Source organism: Bradyrhizobium sp. GW821-FHT13H05 (assembly GCF_058804065.1).
Genome location: NZ_JBXAPO010000001.1, coordinates 866,448 through 888,455, shown reverse-complemented (window position 1 = coordinate 888,455; position 22,008 = coordinate 866,448). Strand labels below are relative to the sequence as shown.

General features: G+C 64.0%; 19 protein-coding genes. 9 read left to right on the top strand and 10 right to left on the bottom strand.

Features of this window, described 5'->3' with window-relative positions; translation table 11 throughout:
- Nucleotides 1-27: 27 nt before the first annotated feature.
- From AC1RR3_RS04180 to AC1RR3_RS04165, 4 genes are all read right to left on the bottom strand, one after another.
- Nucleotides 28-423 (bottom strand): hypothetical protein, encoded by a 396-nt coding sequence (locus AC1RR3_RS04180; protein WP_492819576.1) that lies wholly within the window; start codon nt 421-423, stop codon nt 28-30.
- Between the two features lie 173 nt (nt 424-596).
- Entirely contained in the window at nt 597-1,313 is a 717-nt protein-coding gene (locus AC1RR3_RS04175) for a calcium-binding protein (protein WP_492819806.1), read from the bottom strand.
- Between the two features lie 94 nt (nt 1,314-1,407).
- On the bottom strand, nt 1,408-2,139 hold the full coding sequence (locus AC1RR3_RS04170; RefSeq protein ID WP_492819574.1) for a helix-turn-helix transcriptional regulator: 732 nt from the start codon (nt 2,137-2,139) through the stop codon (nt 1,408-1,410).
- A gap of 740 nt (nt 2,140-2,879) precedes the next feature.
- A complete protein-coding gene (locus AC1RR3_RS04165; protein WP_492819572.1) occupies nt 2,880-3,374 on the bottom strand; it encodes a hypothetical protein in 495 nt (164 codons plus the stop codon).
- A gap of 288 nt (nt 3,375-3,662) precedes the next feature.
- Here AC1RR3_RS04165 and AC1RR3_RS04160 point away from each other — a divergent pair, with 288 nt between their 5' ends.
- From AC1RR3_RS04160 to AC1RR3_RS04150, 3 genes are all read left to right on the top strand, one after another.
- Entirely contained in the window at nt 3,663-6,716 is a 3,054-nt protein-coding gene (locus AC1RR3_RS04160; RefSeq protein WP_492819570.1) for an ATP-binding protein, read from the top strand.
- 330 nt (nt 6,717-7,046) lie between these two features.
- The gene (locus AC1RR3_RS04155) at nt 7,047-8,264 is read left to right on the top strand and encodes an OpgC domain-containing protein (RefSeq protein WP_492819568.1); all 1,218 of its coding nucleotides are present in this window, start codon (nt 7,047-7,049) and stop codon (nt 8,262-8,264) included.
- Nucleotides 8,265-8,309: 45 nt separating this feature from the next.
- The gene (locus tag AC1RR3_RS04150) at nt 8,310-8,798 is read left to right on the top strand and encodes a DUF2059 domain-containing protein (protein ID WP_492819566.1); all 489 of its coding nucleotides are present in this window, start codon (nt 8,310-8,312) and stop codon (nt 8,796-8,798) included.
- 24 nt (nt 8,799-8,822) lie between these two features.
- Here the strand turns inward: AC1RR3_RS04150 and AC1RR3_RS04145 are convergent, their stop codons facing one another.
- Together AC1RR3_RS04145 and AC1RR3_RS04140 are read right to left on the bottom strand one after the other, a co-directional pair.
- The gene (locus AC1RR3_RS04145) at nt 8,823-10,073 is read right to left on the bottom strand and encodes a TadE/TadG family type IV pilus assembly protein (protein WP_492819564.1); all 1,251 of its coding nucleotides are present in this window, start codon (nt 10,071-10,073) and stop codon (nt 8,823-8,825) included.
- Nucleotides 10,074-10,285: 212 nt separating this feature from the next.
- Nucleotides 10,286-11,491 carry an ABC transporter substrate-binding protein gene (locus AC1RR3_RS04140; RefSeq protein WP_492819562.1) on the bottom strand — a complete coding sequence of 402 codons (1,206 nt, stop codon included), beginning with the start codon at nt 11,489-11,491 and terminating at the stop codon, nt 10,286-10,288.
- Nucleotides 11,492-11,644: 153 nt separating this feature from the next.
- Here AC1RR3_RS04140 and AC1RR3_RS04135 point away from each other — a divergent pair, with 153 nt between their 5' ends.
- The 5 genes from AC1RR3_RS04135 to AC1RR3_RS04115 all read left to right on the top strand — a co-directional run bounded on the left by AC1RR3_RS04135 (nt 11,645) and on the right by AC1RR3_RS04115 (nt 17,762).
- Nucleotides 11,645-13,258: an acyl-CoA synthetase gene (locus tag AC1RR3_RS04135; protein WP_492819560.1), complete on the top strand. Its 1,614-nt coding sequence runs from the start codon at nt 11,645-11,647 to the stop codon at nt 13,256-13,258.
- A 12-nt stretch (nt 13,259-13,270) separates the two neighbouring features.
- Nucleotides 13,271-14,074: an MBL fold metallo-hydrolase gene (locus AC1RR3_RS04130; protein ID WP_492819558.1), complete on the top strand. Its 804-nt coding sequence runs from the start codon at nt 13,271-13,273 to the stop codon at nt 14,072-14,074.
- A gap of 157 nt (nt 14,075-14,231) precedes the next feature.
- Nucleotides 14,232-15,248 carry an alpha/beta fold hydrolase gene (locus AC1RR3_RS04125; RefSeq protein WP_492819556.1) on the top strand — a complete coding sequence of 339 codons (1,017 nt, stop codon included), beginning with the start codon at nt 14,232-14,234 and terminating at the stop codon, nt 15,246-15,248.
- Nucleotides 15,249-15,263: 15 nt separating this feature from the next.
- Entirely contained in the window at nt 15,264-16,211 is a 948-nt protein-coding gene (locus AC1RR3_RS04120) for a fatty acid desaturase (protein ID WP_492819554.1), read from the top strand.
- 303 nt (nt 16,212-16,514) lie between these two features.
- Nucleotides 16,515-17,762 (top strand): EAL domain-containing protein, encoded by a 1,248-nt coding sequence (locus AC1RR3_RS04115; protein ID WP_492819553.1) that lies wholly within the window; start codon nt 16,515-16,517, stop codon nt 17,760-17,762.
- A gap of 55 nt (nt 17,763-17,817) precedes the next feature.
- On the opposite strand, the gene AC1RR3_RS04110 is transcribed toward AC1RR3_RS04115, so the two are convergent.
- Both AC1RR3_RS04110 and AC1RR3_RS04105 read right to left on the bottom strand, forming a co-directional pair.
- Nucleotides 17,818-18,051 carry a hypothetical protein gene (locus tag AC1RR3_RS04110; protein WP_027543365.1) on the bottom strand — a complete coding sequence of 78 codons (234 nt, stop codon included), beginning with the start codon at nt 18,049-18,051 and terminating at the stop codon, nt 17,818-17,820.
- A gap of 138 nt (nt 18,052-18,189) precedes the next feature.
- Nucleotides 18,190-19,173 carry a helix-turn-helix transcriptional regulator gene (locus tag AC1RR3_RS04105; protein WP_492819552.1) on the bottom strand — a complete coding sequence of 328 codons (984 nt, stop codon included), beginning with the start codon at nt 19,171-19,173 and terminating at the stop codon, nt 18,190-18,192.
- 86 nt (nt 19,174-19,259) lie between these two features.
- Between AC1RR3_RS04105 and AC1RR3_RS04100 the strand changes: the two genes are divergently transcribed.
- On the top strand, nt 19,260-19,904 hold the full coding sequence (locus AC1RR3_RS04100; RefSeq protein ID WP_492819551.1) for a glutathione S-transferase family protein: 645 nt from the start codon (nt 19,260-19,262) through the stop codon (nt 19,902-19,904).
- A 101-nt stretch (nt 19,905-20,005) separates the two neighbouring features.
- Here the strand turns inward: AC1RR3_RS04100 and AC1RR3_RS04095 are convergent, their stop codons facing one another.
- Both AC1RR3_RS04095 and AC1RR3_RS04090 read right to left on the bottom strand, forming a co-directional pair.
- Entirely contained in the window at nt 20,006-20,791 is a 786-nt protein-coding gene (locus AC1RR3_RS04095) for an enoyl-CoA hydratase/isomerase family protein (protein ID WP_492819550.1), read from the bottom strand.
- A gap of 12 nt (nt 20,792-20,803) precedes the next feature.
- Nucleotides 20,804-21,913, bottom strand: a complete 1,110-nt coding sequence (locus tag AC1RR3_RS04090) for a cyclic nucleotide-gated ion channel (protein WP_492819548.1) — start codon at nt 21,911-21,913, stop codon at nt 20,804-20,806.
- Nucleotides 21,914-22,008 lie beyond the last annotated feature (95 nt).

The window sequence follows — 22,008 nt, the reverse complement described above, 5'->3', positions numbered from 1 at the left end:
CGTGCCGAACGGGGAGGCCGACGGCGCTTACCGGCCGGCGACTTGCGCCGAGAACAGTGTCGCTGCCATTGCCGATGTATTCCGCGTTCGAGCGTCCTGTGCGTACTCGACGTCACCGCCGTACATATTGAGCATCTGCTGGATGCGCTGGTTGGCCAGCGATGGTCCATGCCCGTCCACCGCGAGGTCATTCGGCAAGGCCTCGCCGTTGGGCGTTACCATCAACCCGCTCTTGTAAAAGGTGGCGATGGTCTTGCCGTCCTTCTGTATGGTCGCATAGAGGTTCGATGGGTCGTTGTCGGCCGGCGTGGTGCTGGTGTCGGGCGACGCGGTTTCCGTGGGCCATGGTTCGCTTGCCTTCGTGACGGTCAGCTTGCTGAGATCGATGGCGGCGAGAGGCGTTGCGGCTGCACTTACGTTCATGGGTTCCTCCTTGTGAGGAGGGAATACGCAATCGCCGTGCCAAATAAACTTCTAGTTGCAGCAACGACTTATGCAGTTCCGCGACAGACTCACGCGGCAAATCATGCCGCTCGCTGGAAGAAATTGCCGAAAGCGGGTGGGTCGGTGCCGCGCGCTGGCACCGACCCGGGTCTTCAGACGATGCTCGACAGATCGAGCTGGTAGTTGTCAGCCGTGACGATGTACTCGATGCGGCTGTTGGTATTCGAGAAGAAGTTCTGCACCTGCACGCCGTCGCTGATGATGCCGTCGGCGGCATCGGCGACCGTTGTGACCCACAGCGTGTTCCCGGACTGGTACAGGCCGATATCGGCGGCGTTCGCGCCGTAGTACAGCGTATCGGTTCCGGAACCGAAACCCGGCGTGCCCGCCTCGTTCAGATCTTCTGCGATGGTGTCGACGCCGCTGCCCGCGGTGTGAACGTAGGAATCATTGCCGGCGTTTCCCGACATCACGTCGTTGCCGAGATCGCCCCAGATCGTGTCGTTTCCGGCGTCTCCGGTCAGATTGTCGTTGCCGTCGCCGCCGTGGATCTGATCAGCTCCGTTTCCTCCGATCAGGATGTCGCCACCCCCGTATCCGTAGAGCACGTCGTCGCCATCGCCTCCCGTGACGATGTCGGTGTAGGAGCTGCCGTAGAACGTGTCGTTTCCGCCCAGCAGCGATACCGAGTTTCCGGTTTCGCCGGGTCCGAGCGGAACTCCGATCAGGTTGATCGTATTCGCGTTGTTGTCACCAGTGTAGATGCCCATCACTAGCTCTCCTTGGTTCGACGGCTGCTGCACACGCAGGCCGTTCTGCTCTGCACGGATCTGACGATCCGCAGGCGCATCGTGACGTCGACCATGCACGTCGATCAATCCGTGAAGTTAGAGAGATTGACGAGAGCTGAAAGCTGTGAGTTCGTGCGTAATGCGCGGCATTCTAGCAAAATCGCTCGCACGGTCACAAAACGATCGTCTCATCCTCGACGAGCCTCGCGATCATTTGCGCGGTCGTCGCGCAACGCAATTTACGGCGCGCGGATTGAATGTAGAGACGAACGGTACTCTCGGTGATGCCGAGTTCGAGCGCCACGTTCTTTGGCTGGATGCCGCGAGCAAGCCGTGCGACGCAGTCCAGCTCGCGGCGCGAGAGCGTGGTTTTTTCCGGGACGGGACGAAACCCTGCAAGCTGGACGCTGCGATTGTGGAAATGGTAGGCGACAGCGAGCAGCTCGTGACCGAGATGCCGCTTCAGGCCCGGCCACTCGTCGTCGTTGGCGCTCGAGGCGAAGGACAGCAGCGCCCGTTCGCCGCCGTAGCCGCGGATCGGGATGGTCAGTCCGTGTCGGCGAACGTTGCCCTCGTCGGAAAAGAGAATTCCGCAAGACGGGCCGAACTCCGACAAATCCGTCCAATCGAAGGGTTCCGCTGCGATTCGCGCGTTGACGAATGCCCGGCCGATGTCCGGGCCTTCGCGACTGTCACGTTGCTGCTGTTGCTGCGGATCACAGGTGACGTAGGCAAGCTGTCGACTGACCGCCGCAGGACAGCCCGGAATCCGGACCGCGCAATAGACGAGATGGACGAACCCATACAGGTCCCGCAGCGAGGCAAGAGTATTTGGAAGGGTGTCGATTGTCGTGGCGCTGGTGATCAGATCGATCGCGCGCTCGAAGCGACCAGGTATTGCCATTGCGATGCATGCTCAGTGGGATGTGCCCGTCCGACGGCGCGGGGCCGAGGTTTTCCGGTGAGGGTTCCTGCTCCGTCCGTCTGTTGCGAGGGGGCTGCACGACTCCAGCCACGTCCATGTTGGCCGGCTTCGCAAGCCATTCTGGCATGTACGATCGATGCGGGCGCATGGAGGACGCTGGAGGCGCGATGATGGCGCCGGACATTTCATTTCTTGATCTTGCTGCACGGCTTCAGTTCCGCCGCGGAACTACCCTAGATTGTTATTGCGAGTATTGCATGCATAGGTAAAATGGCCAACGGAAAAATCGAGCGGTGCGGTGCGGGGAGTTGCAGAGGATTTTAAGAGACATCGCCGCTGTGCGCGGGAGTTGCGGAAGACCGTTCGCGGTCGCCATGTGCACCTTGTGCGGCAAGCGGCGAATCGGCCGCTGACGGCACCGCCGATGTCGGGCGCAAGTCGGCATGATGGCGGTGTCGCTTGATCCGGATCGTCGAATGCGCTGGCCGAAGGTCAGGACGACCTTCATGCGACAGCCTCATGACGCAGACCGAACATGCTGGCTGCGGGAGCCCGCATGACGCCGGCAGCCGAATTGGTGCGGGGATCGCGCAAACGACGGGCGTGCTGCCGGCGGGAGCGCAACAGCTGGCCCTCACCTGTGCGTGCGCGAAGCGAGCGCGCGGCGTCATCGGGGTTTTCGGGACCAGCGCGGGAGCCCCGCGCTGGTCCGGCTAAGCTCAGTCCCTGTGCGGGCAGACCATCGTCAGATTGAGCAGTGTCGGCGTCTTGTCCTCGCCTTTGCCGTACTCCCACTCCAGCCGGATCTCGTGCCGGTGGGCGTAGGCATCGCTCGGCGCGTGGACGATGATGTTGGTCTTCATCGGGATCGGCGGCTCGGAATTGAAGCACTTGCGGACGCAGGCATCGAGCAGGTCGCATCGCGTCAGCGGGATCACACCGGGCTCATCCTTGGACAGGGGGACGGTGTTCGGCTGCGTGCTGAGATCGACGCGAGCCCGGCCCTTCTCCTTGTGCCAGTGCTTGGCGCTTCCCTGCGGCCACTTCGAGGCCGGCGTCAGGATCAAATGGTACTGGCCGTATTCCAGAGTCGGAAGGTCGATGTTGTCCGACGCCTTGAGCTTTGCCACGCTCTTTTTCATATTCTCCAGAGGAAAGTAGTTGCTGTTCATCAAATCTCTGAAGGCTTTGCCGTTATATGTCCTTCCGCCCATCGCTTTGTCCTTTACGATCCAACCAATCAGGGAAACGTGCCGCCCAGCAAAGCTCGTTGGCCAGAACGAAAGCCTCAGCGCCCTCTAGAACGCGCGGCCCCATTTTTTCGCGCGACGATGACGCTACCACCCGAAAATGCATTTCGTCCAGAGAGCCACCTTTGTCGACACAGCTATGTTTCACTGCAAGTTCGATTGCCATGCAGGTCCTGATAGGTATTCTTGCGCCAAGCTCCCCGCGTGCATCGGCCTGCAGACAACGCCGTTGCGACTTTTGAAGGCACAGGAATGCATTGTGTCGCGTGTCAATCGACGATCGATCCAAGCGCTAGCTGGTGCCCGAAATGCGGGCTGGCGGTGCGACGATCCGATCCCGACAGCGAACGCCGGTTCGTCACGATCCTGCGCGCCGATGTCGTCGATTCGACCGGGCTGATAGCCGAGCTGGAGCCCGAGGAGGCCGTCTCGCGGCTGGAGCCGGCCCTGGCTGCGATGCGCGGCGCGGTGCGTCAGTTCGGGGGCATCGTCAGCAAGGAGCTGGGCGACGGAATCGCGGCGGTGTTCGGCGCTCCGATCGCGGATGACAACCATGCGCCGCTGGCCTGCCATGCCGCGCTTGAACTGGTCCGGCGGGTTGCAGGCCTCGGCGATTCCGGGCTTCAGGTTCGGGTCGGCCTCCATTCCGGCCACGTCATCGCCTACATGGTCGCCAGCGAGTTTTCCAAGGTCTACGAGATCGGTGGGGCCGCCCAGCACCTGGCCGCACGGCTGGAGTCGGCGGCGGAGGCGAATCAGATCTACGTGTCTGAAGCCTGTCAGGAGCTCGCCGAAGGGCACGTCCGATTCGAGTTTCTGGGCGGCAAGCCGCTGCGAGGCTTCAATCAGCCTGTGCCGGTCTATCGGATTGTCGGCGCGAGCGACCTGTCGAGCTGGCGGGTGCGACGGGCGCGCAGCGTCTCCCGGTTCGTCGATCGCACCACCGAGCGGGCGCTGCTCGGCCGCGCCGCGGAGGCCGTTGGTGCCGGCCGTCAGACCGTCTTGCTGCTCGGCGACGCCGGCATCGGAAAGTCGCGTCTGGCGCACGAGTTTGCCCAGGAGCTCAAGGCCGCCGGCTGGCGCCTGATCGACGCAGAGTGCAGCCCGAACCTGCAGGGCGCGCCGTTCAGCACGCTCAAGCGCTTGCTGCTCTCGCTGCTGGAGGCGACCGCGAAGGATTCCGACAGCCTCGGAGACCTGCGAAAGGATCGACCGCTGATCCAGCAATGTGCCCTCGACGCCGTGCTGGATCTGCCGATATCTGAGCCGCAGTGGAACGAATTGGAGCCTCACGCGCGGGGGCGGGCGATTTCCGACGCGTGCTGTGCAATCGTCGAGAGCGCGGCGCGGCGCCACCACACCATCCTGTTGCTCGAAGATCTGCACTGGATCGACCGTGCCAGCGATACGGTCATGGCCGCCATCGCTGCGCTTCAGGCGCCGGATCTTCTCGTGCTCCTGACCTCCAGGCCCAACGGCATGCCGGTCTGGATCGCGCGCTGCCACGCCGAGGTCGTCGCGATGCGGCCTCTCGACGACGATTCCGGGCTGGCCATGCTGGCCGACATGCTCGGTCCCTCCGCGGCGAACGACGATCTCAAGACCAGAATCATCTCGCATACCGCGAATGTGCCCTTGTTTATCGAGGAGGTGTGCCGCGGACTGAGGGACAGCGGAACGCTTCGCGGCCAGTGGGGCGATCTCTCGCTGATGCGCCCGATCGATGAGCTCGGCATTCCCAGCAGCATCCAGGGCGTGATCGCCTCGCGCCTCGATCGCGTGTCGCGGCAGGAACGCTCCGTCTTGCAGATCGCCGCGGCGCTTGGGCCGAGATCGAGCGTCGCCATGCTGCGCAAGCTCGTCGAGCTGCCCGAGAATGCCCTCCAGGATTGTCTTGCGGCGCTTGACCGCGCCGAGCTGCTCGTCAGGATCGACAGCGAGCTGGACGACGCGCTCGAGTTTCGGCACGAGATGGTCCGCCAGGTGACCTACGACGCGATGGTCGAAAAGGTGCGTGAGGACATCCATGCGCGCATTCTGGCGATCTTCGAGGGCGACGAAACGAGCGCCGATGAGCCCGATACGCTGTGCTATCACGCGCTGCGTGCGAAGAACTGGCTCAAGGCGTTCGCCCACGGCAGAAGCGCGGGACGCAAATGTCTGAGCCGGTCGGCCTTTGCGGACGCGGCCAATTATTTCGAGCTGGCGATGGGCTCGCTCGACAAGACGCCGCCGACGCCGTTGCGCGAGGCGGATGCCATCGATCTCCGAATGGAAGCACGGGCGGCGTTCATCGCCTCCGGTCAGCTCGCCGAATGGCTGGATCTGGGAAAAGAGGCCGAACGGCGAGCCGACGCGATCGACGATATCGGACGCAAGGTCGCCGCCATGACCGTCAGGTCGGGCGCACAGAATTTCTACGGTGCGCCGGTCGAGGCGGTCGCGATCGGCGAGGAAGTCGTTCGCCTCGCGGTGGAGTGGGGCAACAGGGGTTGGCTCAATCTCGCGCGATATGGACTGGGCCAGGCCTATTTCCTGGCCGGCCGCTACCGCGAAGCCGAGCGGACCGTGGCATTGGCACATGCTCAATTGGCAGGTCCGGATGCCAGTGCCCCGATTGGCACGACGCCGCGATACCTGCTCCTGCTCTGCTGCATGATGAAGAGCTTCACCCACACCGTCATGGGTGAGCTCGATCTTGCCGAGCAGCTGCAGCGGCAGGCTGACGCCATTGCCGAGGAGACAAACCGTCCCTACGACCGTGTCGCCGCCGCCTATAGCGGCGGCTGGCTGAAGCTCGGCCGAAACGATCCGGCGGCGGCCGCTTCCATTCTCGAAGATGGTTTTGTCCGCGCGCAGAAGCAGGGCGTCCGGCTGTTCGTGCCGGTGCTGGCCTGTCACCTCGGCATCGCCTATCTGGAGCAGGGGCTGTTCGAGCGGGCGCGCGGCATGCTGGCCGAGGCGCGCGAGGAGGCGAAGGCGGTCGGCTATACCTCGGCGGTGCTGCGCAGCTCGATCTACCTGGCATTGGCCACGCACCGGCTCGGCGATGTCGAGGCCGCGCAGAACATGCTGCGCGAGTCGCGCAACACCGCCCGCCAGCAGGGGTTTTCAGGCCTCGAGGCCGAGGCCCTGTTCGGCGAAGCCGTCGTCACGCCGGCCTCCAGCGACGAGAACAAGGCCGCGATCCTTGCCGCCTTGCGCGGGACGATCGCGATCGCCTCCGACAGCGGTGCGCTGCCGCTGAAGCAGAAGGCCGAGGCGATGCTGAACGAGGTGCTCGCCCGGGGCGGCGAGCTGACCTGATGTCTGCTGTTCGTTGGTTCGGCGTGCGATGGTCCCGTGGCGTCGATTTTCTCGCCCGACGGGTCGTTTTTATTTCGTAGATATTACAATGACTTAGCGTGTCGCCTCTACTGTGCATGGGGTTGTTTTCGCGGTTTTTGTGTTGGAGGCCGCCGCCTGGCGCTGGTCTCCGCCGTCGTGACGACGAAAGTCACTTGCGCGAACACAGAGGTCGGCTACCGTTGGCGGGCAGCTGGCCGCAGGGCCAGGTGACCTTTTGATTCACATTTTTTAGCATTCGATTTTGCCGGCGCCGCCATGGCGCGACGCCCACCGGAAGAGGCGGGGGCCATGATCACACGGGACCAGTCAGCACTCCTGGCGCCGGTCGAGCGCGACCTGCGGCTCGATCTGTTTCGCGGCATTGGGTTGTGGATGATCTTCCTCGACCACATCCCGCACGACGTCGTGGCCTGGCTGACGCTGCGCAATTACGGCTTCAGCGACGCCGCCGAGTTCTTCGTCTTCATCTCCGGCTATCTGGTCGGCTGGATCTATGGGCCGATCGTCGCGGGCGGCTGGTTCCTTGCCGCGCTGAAGCGGCTGTGGCGGCGCGCGGCGGAAATGTACGTCGCCCACATCATGCTGTTCCTTTTGTTCACGGCGCAGATCGCCCGCACCGCGCGCCGCTTCGACAATCCGATGTACGAGCACGAGTTCAACGTGTTCAACTTCCTGTCGCATCCGGACGAGCTGATCGGGCAGGCGATCCTGCTGAAATACAAGCCGGTCAATCTCGACGTGCTGCCGCTCTACATCACGCTGGTGTTCGCCTCGCCCTTCATCGTCTGGTGCCTGGTGCGGCGGCCGAACCTGACGCTGGCCACCTCCGTCGTGATCTATGTGCTGTCGCGCTGGTTCGACTGGAACATCGCCTCCTATCCGCCCGGCACGACCTGGTACTTCAACCCGTTCTGCTGGCAGCTGATGTTCGTGTTCGCCGCCTGGTGCGGCATCGGCCAGATCGAGAAGATCGCGAGATGGGTGTGGTCGAAGGCCGCCATGACGCTGGCGGCGGCGTGGCTGGCGTTCGCGCTGCTGATCGTGATGACATGGCATCTCCCTGCGCTCGAGGCCCTGATCCCGAAATGGATGATCAAGGCGATCTACCCGATCGACAAGACCGATCTCGATATGCTGCGCTTCACGCATTTCCTGGCGCTGGCGATCTGGGTCACCCATTTCATCTCGCGCAAATGGCGGTCGCTGCATACGGCGTGGCTGCGTCCGGTCATCCTCTGCGGCCAGCATTCGCTGCCGATCTTCTGCCTCGGGGTGTTCCTGTCGTTCTCCGCGCATTGGATCCTGACCCAGTACACCAAGGGCGTCTGGGAGCAGCTCGCGGTCTCTGCCGTCGGCATCGCCATCATGATCGGCGCCGCCTGGCTGCTCGATCGCGCCGAGCGCGTGCCGAACCTGTTCGTGAAGGTGACGGAGGTCGAGGAGGCCGACACCGCCCTGGACGGCAGGCCGGCAACGACCGGCGCCGCGGCGCCGGCCGGTCGTTGAGCAACGCCGGCCCGTATTTCACGGAGAGGTCCAACGGAGAGGCTTATGTCCAGACGCTTGTTGACGATCGCCGGCGCCCTCCTGTTCCTCATCTGCGGTGCCTCCGCACAAACACCGTCGCCGGAGGCGATGAGTGCGGCGCGCAAGCTGGTGGTCACCTTGAAGATCGCCGATCAGTACCGCGCATTGCTGCCGCAGCTTCTGCTCAAGCTTCGGCCGGTGGTCGCGCAGGACCGGCCGGAAATCGAGCGCGACTATGATTCAATGACGGCACCCGGCGCCGAGATCTACGCCCCGTACCTCGCGTCGATGACCGATCAGATCGCCGCGCTCTATGCCCAAAGCTTCACCGTCGATGAGCTGCGCCAGATCGAGGCGTTCTACGCCGGGACTGCGGGCCGAAAATTCCTGGAGAAATCGGATGCGCTGACGCAAGCGAGCGTGCAGATCGGCCAGGACGTTAGCCAGAAGGCCGCCGACGAGCTGAAGCAGCGCCTGATCGAGGCGCTCAGGCAGAAAGGGCACAAGCTCTGAGCATCCGGCCGCCGTCCATCGGCACTAATTGGTCACGCGAACGGGCGAGGCCTTGGTGAACAGTGTGGTGAACGCCGACTGGATCACCGCGGGGTCCGAGCTGCGGATGAAATAGGTGCCGGCGCATGCCGACAGCGCGATCGGAATGTCGTCGACCCGGGTCGCTCCGCCGAGGCTGCCCGGTTGGCCGAGCGTCGCGTTGTAGCCCCAGTCCCAGGTCATCGGATAGTAGGGCGTGTTGAGGATCGCGACGGTGACGTTCTTGTTCTTGAGCGTTGTGCAGAAGCTCGTGTTGAACACTTTCACCTGCGAGCGCAGCGAGGTCTGGCTGACCCATGCGCGCGTGGGATCGTTGACGCCGTCGGTTGCCAGGATCACCAGCTTCTGCGGACTGGAGAGCGAGCTTCCGTCGCCGCCATTGCCGACGATCGAGACGAAATTGTCGATCAGGCTGTCGAACGGCGTCGCGGCGGCCGCGTCGTTGCTCGCGAGTCCCGGCGCCGGGAAATTGTAGGACACCGAGGTGAAGTTTGAGGTCAAGGCGGACATCTGCGTCAGCGAGCTGTCGAATGACCACAGGCCGACCCGTACGTAGTTATTGAAGGTGGACTTGCTGTTCAAATAAGTCAGCAGGTTCTGCACGCCCTGGTTCACGACCTGGTAGCGAAGCTGGATGCCCTTGTTCAGGGCCCAACCGTAGGAGTCCGAGCCGTTGGTCTGATCATGGCAGGCGAGTGCGCAGCCGGTGCCGTTGATCATCTGCGTAATGCCGGCCTGCGTAGAGGGCAGAAGCATCGACGAGGAGATGTCGACCAGGAGATACACGTTCTGATAGGGCTGCGTCGAGGACGTGGTGTTCGATGCCACCGACAGCTGGAGGTTCGGGTATCCCATCAACCCGAGGAAGTTCGTGGTGATGGCCGTGCTCGCGCTGCCGGTCCCCGACAGCGTCAGCCCGTTCACGGTGAAGTTCGTGACGACCTGGGCGATGATGCCGGACGTGTTGCCGGTGAACAGATTGCTCGCGGCGGTGTTTGCCGCACTGATCGCCGTGCTTTGGCTTGCACCGGAATCGAGCGCCTGCTTGCCCGCGGCTGCACCGGCGAGCATCGCGAGGTCCAGCGCCTGCTGAAGCTTGGTGCGCTGCTTGTTGGCAAGCGCGTAGTCGGTCGCGGCGCCGATGAACCCGATGATCGGGACCAGCGCCAGCGCAAAGATGACGGCGATGTTGGCGCGATTGTCGCGACCGAAGGTACTTCGGACTCTGGAACGCAACGGCAATACTCACAGCGACATGAAAATGGCGCAGCGCTTGCGAGCAGAACGCACGTCAGCGGCAGCAGCTCAGATCTAGAGCTGTTGGGTTATCAGGTTCCGAACATGGAACTCCGTAGTACTCCGGTATGCGGAACGTTACCCGCAATGAGCGGGAATGGTGGCCGACGCCGTCAGCGATGATGTCCCTGACTGCGTCGATCGTCCGCACCTTACTTCACCAATGGACAACCGCCGTCCTTCAGGGGCCGAAACGCCTGGTCGGCAGGCACTTCGGCGAGCAGCTTGTAATAGTCCCACGGGCCCTTGGATTCTTCGGGCTTCTTCACCTGGAACAGGAACATGCTGTGCACCATGCGGCCGTCCTCGCGGAGTGTGCCGTTGTCGGTGAAGGCGTCCTTCACCGGCAGCTCGCGCATCTTCGCCATCACCGTCTTGGTGTCCCTTGTGCCCGCGGCATGCACCGCTTTGAGGTAATGCAGCGTCGCGCTGTAGGTCGCGGCCTGGTTCATCGTCGGCATGCGCTTGACGCGCTCCATGAAGCGCTTGCCGAAGGCGCGGGTCTTGTCGTTGAGGTCCCAGTAATAGGCCTCGGTGATGATCAGACCCTGCGCGAGCTTCAGCCCCAGGCTGTGCACGTCGGAGATGAACATCACGATCGCAGCCAGATTCTGTCCGCCGGCGACGATGCCGAACTCACCGGCCTGCTTGATCGCGTCGATGGTGTCGCCGCCGCCGTTCGCAAGCCCGATGATCTTGGCCTTGGAGGCCTGGGCTTGCAGCAGGAATGAGGAGAAGTCCGCGGTGTTGAGCGGATGCTTGACGCTGCCGAGCACTTTGCCACCGGCTGCCTTCACCACGTCGCCGGTGTCGCGCTCGACCGAATGGCCGAACACGTAGTCGGCGGTGAGGAAGAACCAGCTGTCGCCGCCGTTCTTGACGATGGCGCCGCCGACCGTGTGGGCGTTGGCATAGGTGTCGTAGGTCCAGTGCGCGGTGTAGGGCGAGCAGGATTTGCCGGTGATGTCGGAGCTCGCCGCGTCCGTCACGATCATGATCTTCTCATATTGCTTCGACAGCTCCATCACCGCGAGCGCGGTGGCCGAGGTCGGCAGGTCGATGATCATGTCGATGCCCTCGGTCTCCCACCATTTGCGGGCGATGGTGGAGGCGACGTCGGGCTTGTTGAGCACGTCGGCCGAAACCATGTCGATCGGCTTGCCGAACATCTGCCCGCCAAAGTCCTCGATGGCCATCTTGGTGGCTTCGACATTGCCCTGGCCGCCGATGTCGGAATAGACCGAGGAGAAGTCGGAGAGCACGCCGATCTTGAGCGGGGCTTGCTGGGCGGACGATGGATTGATGAAAGACGCAGACAGCAGCCCGGCCGCAAAGGCGGCACGCGCGATCCCATGCATGGCATTTCCCCCGATATTTATTGTTGGTGCACCAATCAAACTTGCTCCGGCGAAGCGGCAATTCTTGCGTCACGACGCCGCCGCGCAGGCAATTTGACGCGGCCGGCAGCGCCGACTACGCTTCGCGCAAATTGCAAATCCTGGGGAGTGGAAATGTCGAGCGATACTGCAGCCACCATCGCGAAAGCGCGCGAGCATTCCATCGGCGATCTCCTGCGCCGATCGGCCGGCCGCGAGCCGAACAAGCTCGCGGTGAGCTGCGGTAATGTCAGCTGGACCTTCGCCGAGATGGACGCCATCTGCAACCGGCTCGGCCGCGGCCTGCTCGGCCTCGGCGTCAGGAAAGGCGACCGCATCGCCGTGCTCTCGCGCAATTCGCATGCCTTCGCCGCGCTGCGCTTCGCCATCGCCCGGATCGGCGCCGTGCTGGTGCCGATCAACTTCATGCTCAACCCGGACGAGATCAATTTCATCCTGAAGAGTTCCGGCGCCAAGCTGCTCGCGACCGGTCCTGATTTCGTCGAGCCGGCGCGGGCGGCCAGCGCGAAGGACTGTGCGGTCGAGAAGATGATCTGGCTGCCGGGCGAGGATCCGGCATCCGCACCTGCGGGCCTCACCACCTTCGACGATCTCCTTCATCCGGACCGCTCGTTCCTGGAGGCCTCCGTCGACAGCCGCGATCTCGCGCAGATCGTCTACACCAGCGGCACTGAATCGCTGCCCAAGGGCGCGATGCTCACCCATGAAGCCGTGATGTGGCAATATGTCAGCTGCATCATCGATGGCGGGATGAGTGCGGACGACAAATTCCTGCACGCGCTGCCGCTCTATCACTGCGCCCAGCTCGACGTCTTTCTCGGGCCGCAGATCTATCTCGGCGCTTCCGGCGTGATCACGGGCAAGCCGGCCGCCGATAACATTCTGGCGCTCATCCAGGCGCACAAGATCACGTCGTTCTTCGCGCCGCCGACGATCTGGATCGCGATGTTGCGCTCGCCGAATTTCGACAAGACCGATCTCTCGACGCTGCAGAAGGGCTATTACGGCGCCTCGATCATGCCGGTGGAAGTCCTGCTCGAACTTCAGCGCCGCCTGCCCGCCGTAAAATTCTGGAATTTCTACGGCCAGACCGAGATCGCGCCGCTCGCGACCGTGCTGCGGCCGGAGGATCAGCTGCGCAAGGCCGGCTCGGCCGGCAAGCCCGTGGTCAATGTCGAGACCCGCGTGGTCAACACGGCGATGGAAGACGTGAAAGTCGGCGAGGTCGGCGAGATCGTGCATCGCTCGCCGCATCTGCTCTCCGGCTACTACAACGATCCCGTCAAGACTGCGGCGGCGTTCACCGGCGGCTGGTTTCACTCCGGCGATCTCGCCACGGTCGATGACGAGGGCCACATCACCGTGGTCGACCGCGTCAAGGACATGATCAAGACCGGCGGCGAGAATGTCGCGAGCCGTGAGGTCGAGGAGATGGTCTATCGCATTGCTGCGGTTTCCGAAGTTGCCGTCGTCGGCCTGCCCGATCCGCGCTGGATCGAGGCGGTGACTGCCATCGTCGTGGTCAAAACCGGGGAAACGCTCGACGAAGAATCCGTCATCAAGCACTGCGCCGGCCAGATGGCGCATTTCAAGGTGCCCAAGCGCGTCATCTTCGTCGATGCCCTGCCCAAGAACCCGAGCGGCAAACTGCTCAAGCGCGAGCTGCGCCAGCGCTTCGTCGGCGGCGAGACGCTCGACAAGGCGGTCCAGAAGAGCTTTGGGACGTGAGAGAATACGGTTATGACCCTCTGGACCTGCGAAACCTGCGGCGCGCAATTCCCGGATAGCGACAAGCCACCCGCATCCTGCCCGATCTGCGAGGACGAGCGGCAGTTCGTGAACTGGAAAGGGCAAGCCTTCCTCACGCGCGAGGCGTTGGCAGAACGTCACCGTGTGGTCTGGCGCGACGATCTCGGCCTGACCGGCATCGGGCTCGAGCCGGGCTTTGCCATCGGCCAGCGCGCCCTCCTGGTCCCGCTGGCGGAGGGCTGCGTGATGTGGGACTGCGTGCCGTTGGCGACGCCGGAGGGGATCGCGTATGTCCGCTCGCTCGGCGGGCTGAAGGCGATCGCGATCTCGCATCCGCATTTCTATGGCGCGCTCGCCGACTGGAGCGAGGCGTTCGGCGGTGTGCCGGTCTATCTGCATGCCGATGACCGCCAGTGGGTGATGCGGCCGCACTCTTCAATCGTGCACTGGACCGGCGATCACCATCGCATCGCCGACGATTTGCAGTTGCTGCGTACCGGCGGTCACTTCCCCGGGGCCACGATGCTGCATTGGTCACGCGGTGCTGGCGGCAGGGGCGCGCTGCTCACCGGCGATATCGCACAGGTGACGATGGACCGCTGCTTCGTCAGCTTCATGTATTCCTACCCGAACTACATGCCGCTCAATGCCGCCGCGGTGCGGCGGATCGCGGCTGCCGTCGAGCCGCTCGCGTTCGACCGCATCTACGGCGCCTGGTGGGGTCGCAACATCGCCGCAGGGGCCAAGGCTGCGTTCGCGGCGTCAGTGGAGCGATACATCGCGGCGATCGCCTGAGCGGATACGGACAGAATCCCGTTGCCCTGGTCGAATAAATGTACTACTAGTACAGTTATTAGGCGCGGCGCAACGTGGCGTTTGCCGGTCCGGCACGATCAATGCATCGTCGTTTCGGCGGGCGCGCTCTGCGGCCGCGTGAGCGGGAATTGGGTCCATGGCGGCGCAACGTGACCACGAGATCTTCGAGGCTGGTGACGTCACGCTTCAGTCCGGCACCGTCTTCCCGGCGATGAAGCTCGCTTACCAGACCTACGGTACGCTGAGCCCCGCCAAAGACAACGTCATTCTCTATCCGACCTCCTTCAGCGCCCAGCATGTCGACACCGAATGGCTGATCGGGCCCGACGGCGTGCTCGATCCCACGCGCTACTTCATCATCATCCCGAACCTGTTCGGCAACGGCCTGTCGTCCTCGCCGTCGAACACGGCCGGGCCGTTCCCTGAATTGACCTATCACGACGCCATCGCTGTCCAGCACCGGCTGCTCACCGAGCGCCTGGGCATCTCAAAGCTCGCGCTGGTTTATGGCTGGTCGATGGGCGGCGCGCAGGCCTATCACTGGGCGGCGCTGCACCCCGGTATGGTCGAGCGCGCAGCGGTCGTCTGCGGCAGCGCGCGCTGCGCGCCCTATAATTACGTCTTCCTCGAGAGCGTGAAGGCAGCTCTCACCGGCGACCCCGCCTTCCGCAACGGCCGTTTTGTCGAAAGGCCCGTTGCGGGCTATCGCGCCATGGGGCGCGTCTACGCCGGTTGGGCGATGTCGCACGGCTTCTATCGCGACGAACTCTGGCGCGAGGGTGGATTCACGTCGCTCGAAGATTACCTCGTCCGCGCCTGGGACGCGGCGTTTGCCCGACGCGACGCCAACGATCTCTTGACGCAGGTCGGCATCTGGCAGAACGGCGATATCAGCCGCTGCGCCGCGTTCGGCGGCGATCTCGATCGGGCGCTCGCCGCGATCAGGGCGCATATGCTGCTGATGCCCGGCGCGACCGATCGCTATTTCGACGTCCGCGACAACGAGGACGAGCTTCCCAAGCTGGTCAACGCGAAATCCGCCGTGCTGCATCCGATCCCGTCGCTGCACGGCCATCGCGCCGGCAATCCCGTCAGCATTCCGCGCGACCAGGCCTTCATCAAGGCCGAGATCGCAGAGCTCCTTCGCAAGTAAGACAGGCATCTGATCATGACTGACGCGACCGTTTCCGAGCCCGGCCACCGTCTGAAGCCGCTCACGCCGGCGATGCTGCGTGAATTGTCGGTGCGTTCCAATGTCCAGGGCGCCGCGCGCAGCCTGTGCCATTACGGCCTGGTCGTGCTGGTCGGCGCGCTGATCTGGAAGGTGACCGCGACCTACGGCGTGCTCTGGGCGCTGCCGCTGGTGGTGGTGCAAGGCTATTTCGTCGCCTTCCTGTTCATGGCGCTGCACGAGACCGCGCACAAGACCGCGTTCAAAAGCCGTCGTCTCAACCTCGCGGTCGGCTATCTCTCGGGCTTCATCATCGGATCGCCCTACGAATATTACTGCCTGTTCCACTGGGATCATCACCGCTACACCCAGGATCCGGAGAAAGACCCCGAGCTGGTCGTCGGCGTCAGGCCCCAGTCGGATGCGCAGCTCGCGCTCGCCTATAGCGGCCTGCTCCAGGTCGCCGGCCGCCTCCGGTTCATGCTCCGCCATGCTATCACCGGCAAGGTTGTCGTGCCCTGGATTCCCGAGAACAAGCGCGCCATCATCGTGACCGAGGCGCGCACCTATGCCACGCTCTATGCGCTGCTGCTCGGGCTCTCGCTGTGGTTCTCGTCAGCCCTGCTGCTCTGGGTCTGGATCGTGCCGCTGATGATCGGGCAATTCTTCCTGCGGCCCTATCTTTATGCGGAGCACATCGGCTGCGAGCGTACCCGCAGCGCGTTCCAAAACACCCGCACGACCTATACCAGTGCGATCGTCAAATGGTTCGCCTGGAACATGCCCTACCACGTCGAGCATCACGCTTATCCCTCGATCCCCTTTCACGCGCTGCCGAAGCTGAACGCAATCGTCGACGGCGAGATCGTGTATCGCGGCCGCGGCTACATCAGAACGACGCGCGAGACCTGGGCGTGGTTTCGCCAGCAGCGAACAGGCAGCTAGCGAGAGGTGCGCAAGTAGCGGCGCTTTCGAAGCCGGTGGTCGATTTGCCGGCTTCCGATAGGAAGCTTTACTGCGTGTTCATCCCACGTGCGGATCGGGTGGGCCACTCCGATACCGTCTCGCCGCCCGACTCCCGAGAGCGTAGAAACATCAATTGAAATCAATCGCTTGGTAGATGTCGAAACGTGACTAACGAATCCTTCCGGATCGGGAAAGTTTTAACGGTCTTGTATTCACGGCAAGGTGAGCCAGCTGCTCTAGCGTCAAAGGCATCAACGCCACAGACGTCAGGAGAGATTGGCAATGAGCGTGACGAGAAGCCGTCTTCTGGTGGTCGATGACGATCTGGTGCAGCGGGTTCTGATCGGAAAGATCGGGGCGAAGCTCGGCTACGACACCGTCGTCGCCCCATCCTTCGAGGCTGCAACCGAGCTTCTGGCGCGAGAAACCTTCGAAATCATGGCGCTGGACCTGTCGCTCGGCGAGCGGGACGGTGTGGAGCTGCTGCGTTACGTCGCCGAGCGAAACCTCCGCGCGATGTCGATCGTGATCATCAGTGGCTGCGACGATCGCATCATGAAGGCAACGCGACGGCTCGCGGGCGGATTGAAGCTGACGCTCGGTGGCTGCCTGACCAAGCCGCTCGATCTCAACCGTTTGCGCATCGCGCTCGAATTGCCGCGGCGGTCGCCGCTGGCCGCGACATCCGCATCGCCGTCGCTCCTGATCACGCCGGAGAGAATCGCACGCGGCCTCGCCGACGGCGAGTTCTTCGTCGAATTCCAGCCGAAGATCGCGCTTCAGACCGGAAGGGTCGTCGGCGCCGAGGCCCTCGCACGCTGGCGTACCGCCGAGTTCGGCATGGTCTCGCCGCTGGTCTTCATTCCGGTCGCCGAGAAAGCCGGTCTCATGCGCGAGGCGACCGACTGCATCCTGTCGTCGGCGATGTCGCAGGGGCGCAAGCTGATCGAGCGCAATCCCGGCTTCACCATCGCCGTCAATATCTCGGGTTCGCTGATGTCGGACCTGACATTGCCCGAGCGGATCGAGGAGACCCTGCGCCGCGAAGACGTCCCTCCATCGTCGCTGACGGTGGAGATCACCGAGACCACGGCGATGGCCGACGTCGATCGCGCCAACGACATTCTGGTACGGCTGCGGATCAAGAAGATCGGTACGGCCATCGATGATTTCGGCACCGGCTATTCGTCACTCGCGGCGCTGGTGCGACTACCCTTCAGTGAACTGAAGATCGATCAGTCGTTCATCAAGGGCTGTGAATCCGACGACGACATGATGAAGATCGTCGATGCCTCCGTTGCCTTGGCCAAAGCATTCAACATGAAGGTCGTAGCGGAGGGCGTCGAAAGTCAGGAAGCGCTCGATATCATCCGCCGGATCGGCTGCGACGTTGCGCAGGGCTTCTTTTTTGCCCCCTCGCTGCGGCGCTCGCGCGCCGAACGATGGATCTCGCAGCGCAATTCCCTCGCCGACGAGCAGGCCGCGTCGCCGCAACGCAACGTGGCAGGGGTGACGGCTCTGGCGAGCTGAGATGACGAACCCCGGTCGCGAGGCGACCGGGGTTGCGCCAGCCGATGCAGGCTGTTCAGTAGATCCCGTAGGCGCAGACATTCACGACGCGGACGCGCAGGCCGTGGCGGGTCTGGACGACGCGCTCCTGGTAGCAGTTGTTGACGCCGGTGTTGACGTAGATGCCGCCAAAGCCCCAGCCGGGACCCCAGTGATGGTGGAAGCCGTGGGCCGAAGCCGCGGTGGGCGCGAGAGCGGCAACGCCGAGCGAACCGGCAGCGATCAGACCAAGGGCAAGCTTACGAAACATTTTCATTCTCCAGTGTGGCGCGGGGGCCGTTGTTGTGTCCCTGCATCTCGGTCGAGCCGAAACGCGAATGCGTTCACACGGGATGAGGAGAATCGTGTTTCAGGATTGTTTCGTGGGCCGCGGTGAGATGCGCCGATATCAGGCCTGCCGCGCCGCGGCGCGATATCGCGCAGCCATCGCCTGCGTCATCTCGGCCATCTTCTCGCGGAGATCGGCGGGCTCCAGCACTTCGGCCTCGGAGCCAAGCCGCAGCAATTCGGACGCGGCGTGCCATGAGGTCTTGCCGGTCGGCACCCTGGCGATGCGCCAGCCGTCGGCGTCGGCCACGTCTTCGATCTGCGTGCGCGCCTTGACGTAAGGCTGGCTCAGCGCGTCCAGCAGTTTCACGCCGAACGGCGACAGCCGCACGACCGCGACATGGGGATGCATCTCGGCTTCGAGGCGAAACGTCGCGGCCTGCCAATAGGCGGCGAGATCGAAATCGGCGGGACGATCGAAGCCGTCGTCCAGCGCGGTGCAGTCGAGCACGCGCGCGATACGATAGGTGCGCACGCTGCCGTCGACTTGCCCGGCGAGATACCAGCTGCCGCCCTTCAGCACGAGGCCGAGCGGCGCGACGCGGCGCTGCTTCTCGGCGCGCCAGCTCTGGTAGCGGATCTTGATCAAGGTCCCACGCAAGGCCGCGCCGGCAATGGCGCGCAGATGTTTTGGCTCTTCCGCCTCGCCGAACCAGCCGGGGGCGTCGAGGTGAAAGCGCTCCTGCATCCGCCCGGCGTCTTCGCGCAAATTGGCGGGCAGCGCCGCCATCAGCTTGTTCTGCGCGGCAATCATCGCCGCATCGAGTCCGAGCGCGGCAGCGGGGCCGGGGAGGCCGGCGAGAAACAGCGCCTCCGCCTCGCTCTGCGACAGGCCGTTCAGCCGCACGCGATAGCCGTCGAGCAGGCGGTAGCCGCCCTCCGCGCCGCGATCCGCATAAACGGGAACGCCGGAGGCCGCGAGCGCGTCGATGTCGCGATAGATCGTGCGCACCGACACCTCGCAGGCTTCCGCCAGCTCGGGCGCTGTGACCTGCCCCCTGGCCTGGAGAGTGGTGAGGATCGACATCATCCGGCTCGCGCGCATGATCCCTTAAACCATACCTGACACAGGATGTCAGGTATGGTCCCGTACAAGACCGCCATCGCCAGCCGGCCAGATGGAGACCTGCCATGACCGATTCCCACCGCGTCACCCTGTATTATTCGCCGCAAAGCCGCGCCACCGGCACGCGGGTGCTGCTGGAGGAGCTCGGGGCTCCCTACGATCTCCAAATTCTCAACATGAAGGCGGGCGAGCAGCGCAAGCCCGCCTATCTCGCCATCAACCCGCTGGGCAAGGTGCCGGCGATCCGCCACGGCGAGGCGCTGGTGACCGAGCAGGTCGCGATCACCATTTATCTCGCCGATCTGTTTCCGCAGGCCCGGCTGACGCCCGCGCTGAATGATCCGCTGCGCGGCCCGTATCTGCGCTGGATCGCCTATTACGGCTCGTCGTTCGAGCCCGCGCTGATCGACAAGTTCATGCAGCGCGAGCCCGCGCCGATCACGCAATCGCCCTATGCCGATTACGACACCATGCTGGGGGCGCTGGAGACGCAATTGTCGAAGGGGCCGTATCTGCTCGGCGAGCGCATGACGGCCGCCGATGTGTTGTGGGGCGTTGCGTTCAGCTGGACCATGATGTTCGGCATCGTGCCGAAAAAGGATGTCTTTGTTCGTTATGCCGAGCGGATGACGTCGCGGCCGGCATTCCAGCGCATCAATGCAGCGGATGACGAGATGGCCGCAATGCATGCGGCCGCTGTTGGCAGCTAGGTCGGCGCCCTAAACCCAGCTGTCGTCCCGGGGCGCGCAAGGCGCGAACCCGGGACGACAGGGGAGTGTGGGGTGCGTCCTCGTATTCCCTGACGACGCCCTCAAAACCGCGGCGCCCTCTTCTCCCCAAAGGCCTTGATGCCTTCCTTGATCTCGTCACCGCGCATGCTGTCGCGGTGGCGCTGGTCGGCGGCCGCTTCGTCGAGCTCGCCGCGGGCGAATTCGTTGATGGCGCGCTTCATGCCGCGCATCGCCTGCGGCGCGTTGCCGGCGAGGATGCCAGCGAGCTTGTCGACTTCCTCATCGAGGAATTCCACCGCCACCATGGCGGTGAGATAGCCGATCCGCAGCATCTCCGGCGCGCTGATCTTCTGCGCGGTCAAAAACAGCTTTTTCGCATTGTCGACGCCAAGCCGCGTCACGTAGCGTTTGATGCCGCTGCGGTAATAATGCAGCCCGAGCCGGGCCGCCGGCATGAACATCTCGGCGGTGTCGACGCCGATGCGGAAATCGCAGGCGAGCGCGAGATCTGTCGAGCCGCCATAGACGCCGCCATTGAGCCGGCAGATCGTCGGCACGCCCAGATCCTCCAGCCGGTTGACGACGACCTCGAAGGCGGAGCCTGCGCTCTGTTGCTCGCTCGCGCTCACCGCGCGCTCGGCGACCGAGTTGAGGTCATAGCCTGCGGAGAAGGCGCGTCCGGTGCCGGTCAGCACCAGCACGCGGATGGCTGGATCAGCCTCGATCCGGTCGAACAGTTTTATCAGTTCGCCGAGATCTTCGGCCTGGAGCCGGTTGAGATGTTTGGGACGGTTGAGGCGAATGGTGGCGCGTGCGCCGGTGATTTCGAGCACGGGGCTGGATGCGGCGTCGGTGATGTCCGACATTCTTGTCTCCTGCTATTTGTTTTCGAGCGTGCGCCGTTTCGCCTCGGCGTCTATGGTCTCGGCGAGATCCGGGTGCCGCGCCATCAGCACGCGGAAATCGACGAGGTCGAGCACCAGCAGCCGCGACACTTTCGTGGTCGAGACATTGGCGCCGCGCATGTTGTTGCCGAGCAGCGCCATCTCGCCGAAGAAGGCGCCTTCGCCCAGCTGCACCTTCTTGCCGGGCAGGTCGACCTCGACCGCGCCGGCGGCGATGAAATACATGCAGTCGCCCTGGGCGCCCTTGCGGATGATCATGGTGCGCGCCGGCAACTCCATGGTGCGCAGCATGTGGGTGACGTCGGCGATGGCGGCAGGCCCGAGGGCTGCGAAGAACGGAACCTTGCTGACGGATTCCCAGGTCTTGAGGAAATTGTCGCGCCTTGTCTCCGCGGCAAAGCCGGTCGCCAAAATGCCGGTCCAGAGGCCGAACACGCCGAGGCCGGAGATCATCACCAGCGCCGCGACCATGCGGCCCACCGGCGTGACCGGCACGACGTCGCCATAGCCCGTCGTCGTCAGCGTGACGACGGCCCACCACAGCGCGGCGGGGACGCTGCCAAAGGTCTGCGGCTGCACGTCCCGCTCCAGAAAATATTCGGCGACGGAGGCGAGGAAGACCACCATCAGGAAGATCACGAGCACGCTGACCAGCGGCCCGGATTCCAGCACCAGCACCCGGCGGAGCTGGCGCAGGCCCGGAATGCCCGGCACCACCTTCAGCACCCAGAGCACGCTGAGCAGCCAGGCGGTCTTGGGCTCGATGCCAAGAACAAGCGCGACCGGTACGGCGAGGGCGCCGAGCGCATCGACGATGCCGGCGGAGGAGGACATGTAGAGCGCAAGCCGCCCGGTTCGCACCATGTGGCGCAGCCGGACCACCCATTCGAACACGAAGTAGAGGAGGCAGGCCCACAGCAGGGCATCGACCCAGCGATGCGCCGCCTCGTAGGCCGGGCCAATCGTCAGCAGCACCATGCTGAGCACGCCGACGCTGACCGCCACATAGGCCGCCTTGGTCATGTTGCGGCCGGCCGTGGCGGCCACGAACTGGGCCAGAGCGGAGATCAGCGGCTTGGACATGCGGGAAGGCGGCTCGGTGTTGGCTTTTGCGGTCCCGGCTGGAACCCCAATGCCAAAGTGCCCGGCCGGGCAAGGGCCGTCAACGACACGTGCCG